The organism is Puniceibacterium sediminis (assembly GCF_900188035.1).
GTDB classification, from domain to species: Bacteria; Pseudomonadota; Alphaproteobacteria; order Rhodobacterales; family Rhodobacteraceae; genus Puniceibacterium; species Puniceibacterium sediminis.
Genome location: NZ_FZNN01000026.1, coordinates 32856 through 37313 on the forward strand (window position 1 = coordinate 32856; position 4458 = coordinate 37313).

The 4458-nt window shown below is 57.1% G+C and carries 3 protein-coding genes and 5 pseudogenes; 5 read left to right on the forward strand and 3 right to left on the reverse strand.

Annotated features, from left to right (window positions below; translation table 11 throughout):
• Positions 1–7 precede the first annotated feature (7 nt).
• Positions 8–352, forward strand: a complete 345-nt coding sequence (locus CHB75_RS22175; protein WP_245841072.1) for a hypothetical protein — start codon at positions 8–10, stop codon at positions 350–352.
• 351 nt (positions 353–703) lie between these two features.
• On the forward strand, positions 704–1036 hold the full coding sequence (locus tag CHB75_RS22180; RefSeq protein ID WP_245841073.1) for a hypothetical protein: 333 nt from the start codon (positions 704–706) through the stop codon (positions 1034–1036).
• Between the two features lie 980 nt (positions 1037–2016).
• Here the strand turns inward: CHB75_RS22180 and CHB75_RS22535 are convergent.
• Positions 2017–2109: pseudogene (locus tag CHB75_RS22535) on the reverse strand (LEPR-XLL domain-containing protein); the annotation flags it as partial.
• Between the two features lie 289 nt (positions 2110–2398).
• Positions 2399–3408: pseudogene (locus tag CHB75_RS19095) on the reverse strand (IS5 family transposase).
• A 151-nt stretch (positions 3409–3559) separates the two neighbouring features.
• Between CHB75_RS19095 and CHB75_RS22540 the strand changes: the two are divergent.
• From CHB75_RS22540 to CHB75_RS22190, 3 genes and pseudogenes are all read left to right on the forward strand, one after another.
• Positions 3560–3721: pseudogene (locus CHB75_RS22540) on the forward strand (SMC-Scp complex subunit ScpB); the annotation flags it as partial.
• Between the two features lie 154 nt (positions 3722–3875).
• Positions 3876–4121 (forward strand): hypothetical protein, encoded by a 246-nt coding sequence (locus CHB75_RS21780; protein WP_176439207.1) that lies wholly within the window; start codon positions 3876–3878, stop codon positions 4119–4121.
• Positions 4060–4209: pseudogene (locus CHB75_RS22190) on the forward strand (hypothetical protein); the annotation flags it as partial. The gene CHB75_RS21780 and the pseudogene CHB75_RS22190, both read left to right, overlap by 62 nt.
• 158 nt (positions 4210–4367) lie before the next feature.
• Here CHB75_RS22190 and CHB75_RS21785 read toward each other — a convergent pair.
• A pseudogene (locus CHB75_RS21785) lies at positions 4368–4458 on the reverse strand (IS5/IS1182 family transposase); the annotation flags it as partial.

The following is a 4458-nucleotide window of genomic DNA, read 5'->3' on the forward strand; positions in this document are numbered from 1 at the left end:
GTTTACGTTGCCCGCCGTCGAAGTGATGGAGGTGCCGGCGCCCAGCACCGTCCGCGATGTGAGGTCCGAATTTGCCACAGCAATCGAGATTGACGTGCCGTTGCCGCTAAATGTCGCGTTGCCCCGCGCTGCTGCGATGGCTTCGGCCACGTTCGAGGTAACGGCGGATATGTTCGCGACGGTCGTTGCGTCGGAGGTGACACGTACGGAGTTCACCGCATCGATATCGGTCGTGCCGGTCAGAAGCGTCTGTGCCGCCCCCGCCGCGCGGGCAAAACCCACCGCGATCTGGAAATTCCCACCAACCGCGCCGCGCGTGGCCGTAAACGCCTTGCTGGTCGCGTCCGCTTGACTTTCCGATGTAAGATTTACCGCGCCTGTTGCGTTGAAGTCGCTGTCATGTGCAAGCACGGACGACTCTGCAGCACGGATCACAACCGATGCGTTGATGCCAAGAAATTGCGAAATTGCGATGTCCGACAAGGTATTGAGCAAGCCTAAAAGATTGCCGACGAACTGCTCCACATTGGTCGCAAACTCTAGATCAAGCGGCTTGTCCCTGGCCAATGCTGAGACCGAAATATCATGCCCCGTGACTGTGACACCCGACAAATCAACTCCCGACGAGACAGAAGTCACGCCGATCGGCATGGATGCGTAGCGCGCAAACGCATCTAGAGCAGAAATAAGGCTCTCAGCTTTGATGGTAACGTCGCCCGCAACTGCGCCGTCACCGGTTCCGGAAGCCGCTGTCAGGACACTGCCCGCACCTGCGGTGATCCGTGTGCCGGTCAGCGTGATATCGCCCGATGACGCTCCGTCGCGCATCGTCGATAGTGTCACGCTACCGCCAACCGACGCGATCTTTGCGGTGATCGCAGTTCCGGCACCGTCCGGGTCGCCAAACGTTACGACGTCGCCAATCGTATATCCGTTGCCCGCCGCGACCAGCGCGAGCCGCGTCACGCCATCCGCCCCGACCAGAATGTCGGCCAGAAGACCGCTGCCGGTACCACCCGTTGCCGCCACATCCTGATAATGGACAGCTGCAGTCCAGTCGTCTTGATCAACCACTTCGCTCAGGGTACTGCCAATCAATATGATTTCCGCATCAAGACTTAAGCCGCCCTGCGCCGAAACGTCCCCCGTGACCACGATTTTGTCTTCGCCCGCGCCACCGTCAACGATCAGCAATCCGTCAAACGCAGCATCAAGACCTTGGATCTCGAGGTGATCGTCGCCCATTCCTAGCTTGATTGTCAGGCTATCGGTCGGATTTTCGAAGGTTGGCGTCTCGAATGTCGCATTTTCGGACACGAGGATCGAAGAACCAGCTAACGCAGCGTTCCGCAAGGTGGCGATGTTATCTATCTCCCCCGAGAACCCCAGCGAAGACAGGTCCAGAATCAAATGGGCCGCTGCAGACAGCGTAACAGGCTCCAGACCATTGTATGCCAGCGATTCCCCATCAATTTCGACGTGGCCTGATTGCGGACTCGATGCGCCAAAAGTCATCGTTCCTGACGGGGCCGCATCAACCACCAGACTGTCGAAACCGCCCGCGCCACCATCAACTTCGACCAGTCCGGCCAATGATCGGATCGTGAAGGTATCGTCGGTATTCGCCGCGCCTACCAGCCGCTCCACTTCGGCAAAGTCCATGCTTAATGCCGCAGAGGTCGCCTGACCGCTACCGTCCGCATCAACAATCCAATCCGTATCGTCACCCGACGCCAGCGCGACAGAATCAGTGCCGCCACCACCGAGAAACGTTATCTTGGGAATTGACAACGCACCAAAGCTATCTTGATCAACCGTAAGCGTTTCGTCCCGGTCACTACCGGTAACGCTGATCGAAGTTACATCATCCAACGCCCGCTCCGCGAGCACTGTACCTACATCCTTGTCAACGACCTGCACCATGCGGGTAGACTGCTGTGCACTGTCAGCCTGCGCGAGCATCCGAACCAACACCTGATGACTGGAACTGGCTAGATCAAGCTGCGCCAAATCAAACACAAATGCATCTGCACTTAACAAATACCGCGGCTCTAAAGCGTCGAAATGAAGCGCCGGATGCAAATTTGGTTTACGATCGTGGATTCCCATTTCAGGCACCTTCGGTTTGGGTGTCCAGTCACTCCAAACCCGATTAAATTGCCCAATAAATTTGGTGAGCTTATAACGAGCGGCAGGCAGCAGAAACCGAATACATAAATATCTTCAAGCACAGTCTACAGTTTAAAATTTATGTCAACTATTAGTTGTTTTTTGCTTTTGACACTATTCCCAATTTACTCAGGGTCCGTGCCCTTGCTACTATTCTGATATTACCGTTCCGACCGGCCCTGTTGCGCAAATCAGCTGATACACAATCTCCCCTCTTCTTCAGGCGGATTTATCCCACGGATTTTGTGACCGGGATGCCAAGGGCGGTGTAGCCGTTCAGGATCGCTACGCGCAGCTGCACCTCTGCGATTTGGCGGTCAAAGTCGCGCGCCATCAGGCGCTGACCCAGCAGCTCCACGCAATGGACCCACCGACCGGCAGGGTGATGCGCAGCATGATCCCGAGTGGTTTTGTCTCAACGCGACTGCGGCGGTGGCAACCGCGCCAGTTCCGCCAGAGCGCCCGGCCCAGATACTTCGATGTGCGTAGTGCGTCGTTTCTGGCGATGCACCGGCGGTGGCTGGCTTCCATGGCTGGGCATTCTTGCGCGGTGGAATAACCGCAGAGGCTCCACGGTCGGCCCCTCTCATGCATGTAAACATGCACTGCCGGGCAGTGGATGGCGTTGTGGCATCGGCGCGTGTCATATGCGCCGTCCGCAGTCACGCTGCCAATCTGCTGGTCGCACGGGATCTGGTTGAGCAGATGAGGCAAAATCGGCGCATCCCCGGTGTTGCTGCCGGTGATCTCGACCGCTCTGACTTCCAACGTTTGTGCGTCGATACCGATGTGAATCTTGCGTCAGACACGTCGTTTGGGGCCGCCATGCTTGCGCGCGTTCCACTCGCCCTCCCCTTCGACCTTGATGCCGGTGCTGTCGATGGGCAGGTGCAGCGGACCCTTCGCGCCGCGATACGGAATGTTGACCGCAAGCGTCCTTTGGCGTCGGCAGATGGTGCTGGAGTCAGGCACCTCCCAGTCCCGTCCCGTCAGCCGCAGGAGGCTTTTCACAAAGCCAGTCGTCTGCCGAAGCGCCATCCCGAACAGGACTTTCATCGTCAGGCAAGTCTGGATCGCGGCGTCACTGAACGTCTGCGATCTGCCCCTCTTGCCGGAGGGTTTGGCAGCCCAGGTCATCTCCGGATCGAACCAGATCGTAAGCGACCCGCGGCGCTTCAGTGCCTCATTGTAGGCAGCCCAGTTCGTGGCCTTGTAGGTCGGAGATGTCGGTTTGCTCATGCCCATCAGCTACCAGACTGGATTCACAACATGAATCCCTCACCCACTTTGTGCAACAGAGCTTGCTCGCGTTCATCGCGTAACCCGCGCGACCGAAAGACTCGCTGCCTTCATCTGAAAACAGATCGGCCGCTTCTCTTTCATCCGTCGCAAGGACATCAGGCGTGATTTGGCTGGACGGCCTCACGCACCGGAACTAACCGCCCCGCCGCCTGCGGCGCGGCGCGCCTTATACCGCCGGGACCACAGAGCAGTTCCTGGTGGCGTTCGGACTGGAGACTTGCGTGATTCGCCCGATGGAGAACAATTGTAGAATGGGGGGCTGTCAGAGTGGCAAGCCGACATTCGGCTACTGCTCAATTAGTCAAGCTTCTAGTGCACAAATGGTGCCTATCTATTCCACAAGCCAAGGCGGGAGCATCAACTCGGGCTGACGGCTTTCGGGTTCGAAAGCAGGCGGGTGATCCATGCGTGACACAAATGCATTTCTGCCCAGCGATCTCTTTACCGAACTGCAAGATTCCCTCATATCAGCGCGAGTGGTTAACCTCATCGGCCCCAGGCAGGTTGGCAAGACGACGCTCATAAGAGATTTGTTTGGTCATGGTCGCTTTGTCACGCTGGATGATTCCGCGATTCTAGCTGCCATTGATGCGGATCCAGAAGGACAACTCTCCAGCCAACAATCCACAAGCCCTGGGTGGACTGCTTGAGAGCTTTGTCTTGAACGAACTGCTGCGAGCACTGCCTATGCAAGACGCTGATTACAGGCTTTATCATTGGCGTAGCCCGGATCAGCGAAAGGTCGACATTCTGATCGACGGTGGCAGAGAACTAGTTTGCATCGAGGTTAAATCATCTGCATCGATCAGTGCTGCGGATTTCAAACACCTCAAATGGCTCTCAAAAGACGGGCCCGGCCGAAACAGGACATGTATACGTATCGCGTTCTACCTAGGTCATGTTGACAAAAGGCGGACCCAGAGGCGGATGGACGTGATGTCTATGAAGCCCAGGAAGCTCTCGGCGGTTTTGTCGTAGCGTGTGGCG

Excerpts from the sequence above, each read along its gene's own strand:
- CHB75_RS22180 (WP_245841073.1), top strand. The coding sequence starts at position 704 with ATGGTAACGTCGCCCGCAACTGCGCCGTCACCGGTTCCGGAAGCCGCT.
- CHB75_RS21780 (WP_176439207.1), top strand. The coding sequence starts at position 3,876 with ATGCGTGACACAAATGCATTTCTGCCCAGCGATCTCTTTACCGAACTG.